At 23.5% G+C, this 2,075-nt stretch carries 1 protein-coding gene and 1 pseudogene; one reads left to right on the top strand and one right to left on the bottom strand.

Going from position 1 to position 2,075, the window contains the following annotated elements; all coding sequences use genetic code 4:
• Window positions 1-1,497 (top strand): annotated as a pseudogene (locus tag D9R21_RS07445) (hypothetical protein); the annotation flags it as partial.
• Between the two features lie 44 nt (window positions 1,498-1,541).
• Here the strand turns inward: D9R21_RS07445 and D9R21_RS05945 are convergent.
• On the bottom strand, window positions 1,542-2,042 hold the full coding sequence (locus tag D9R21_RS05945) for a hypothetical protein (protein ID WP_126821479.1): 501 nt from the start codon (window positions 2,040-2,042) through the stop codon (window positions 1,542-1,544).
• Window positions 2,043-2,075: the final 33 nt, after the last annotated feature.

Genomic DNA, 2,075 nt, shown 5'->3' with positions numbered 1-2,075 from the left:
AATGTTAATGGTGTTTATTCTTATCCACAATCTATAGTTGAAAATGCTAGTTTAGTACCTTTATTATCAATGCCCATTGAAACAAATCCTAATGTACGAATATTTCAATATTGATTTACTGAAAGTTTTTTACCATGATTTATTGCCAAAAACTATATTCAAGGTAAAGATATTTTGGGTTTATTAGATGTTAAAGAATTAAATATTGTTTTGTTAAATTATTTAACATATCGTTATAATTATGATCGAAAATTTCAAGGGGCAAAATACGATGAAAAAGGTAATCCTACTAATAAAGCAGCAGAATTACACCAAAAATTTGAAGGACAAAAACCAGAAAATGTTATTGATGGATTATTTGAAAACTGAAAATTGGACAATCCAAGCGAATTACATAAAACATATGTAAAAAGAATTAAACAAGTTATATATATGTTATCAAATTATACATATAGTAAATACGCAATTAATAAGGGTTATAATGATGATGTTAAGTTATTTGCACCATATTATTTTGAATTAATTTCTAATCCAAGAGAGGTAGAAACGGGATATTGAGAATTTGAACATTGTAAAGTTAAATTAAATTCATCATATTTTAATTTCACTGGTGGTTCTATTCCGCCAGAACCAATAAATTATTGAGAAGAAGTTTATGAAAAAAATAAGCCCTTGAAAGAAATTGATGATAAATATTATTTTGTTGTATGGCGTAGTAATTCGGATGATGGTTGAAGAATTATTAAATTTTTAAATGATACAGATACTAAAAAAGTATTAGATAATTATGGTCGATATAAACTTATTTTTAAAGAATATAGTCCTTTTTATGATTTTACATTATTAATTAGGGGCGAACGTGGCGACCCAGATTATACTTGAAAAACTGATGATGGTACTTATTTTAAATTTCTTTATCGTTGAAATAATAATAGCGAACCAAACACACCGTTTATTTCGCCTAAAACAGGACAAATTACAGATTGAAATTTAAAAAATCAAAATAATATCAATAATGAAATTAAAGTAACTGTTAAAAACAAAGATATTTCAGAAAACCAAGTTTTTAAATTAGAAGCAAATTACTTTAATTGATTATCCATGACAAATGAATTAGAAACAAACAATATTCCTTCCCTTATTCCCGATAAAATTAAACTATCTGATGGCGAATATGGTAAGTATTTAACTAATTTAATTATTTCCAATGACAAAATAGAAGAATATTTAAATTATTTTTCGCAATGATATAAATTACTTTATTCTAAAGCAGTTTGAATTAATATAACTAAAAATTTAGTTAAAGATAATATTAAAATTACTTTTGATACCCCGCAAAAAATATATAAATTAAATCAAATTGAATTATCTGGTATATGGGGTTATGGAAATTATGATATTACAATTTTTACAGAAAAAGAACAAATTAAGATTAATAATTTAAAATTATTTAATAAAAACAATGAAAAGTTATCATTAATTACTTTAGAAATATAAAAAAACCATTTAAAATGGTTTTTTTATATTTACCTCACTCAGTATTAATTTACTTCTTTCACTTCACCAGTTTTATAATCAACAACTAAATTAGGAACATTTTTATCATTATTATTTCAACGATAAAGAAATTTAAAATAAGTACCATCATCAGTTTTTCAAGTATAATCTGGGTCGCCACGTTCGCCCCTAATTAATAATGTAAAATCATAAAAAGGACTATATTCTTTAAAAATAAGTTTATATCGACCATAATTATCTAATACTTTTTTAGTATCTGTATCATTTAAAAATTTAATAATTCTTCAACCATCATCCGAATTACTACGCCATACAACAAAATAATATTTATCATCAATTTGATTAAATGGTTTTTCTTGTGGTGCTATTCATTCTAAAATACCATCTTTTGTGTTTATTTTATTTTGTTCTTTTAGTTCTTGTAATTGTGTTTGATTATATTTTGTTTCATTACAAGCAACTAAACTGACTGTACTTGTTCCGATTAAAGTGATTATTTTTAAAATGATTAATATTCTTTTCATATTTACTAATATTTTTAACTACAATTTTTTAAT

It is taken from the genome of Spiroplasma endosymbiont of Megaselia nigra, from assembly GCF_003987485.1.
GTDB lineage: Bacteria > Bacillota_I > Bacilli_A > Mycoplasmatales > Mycoplasmataceae > Spiroplasma.
The sequence above is the reverse complement of the archived record's forward strand: the minus strand, read 5'-3'. Positions and strand labels throughout refer to the sequence as shown.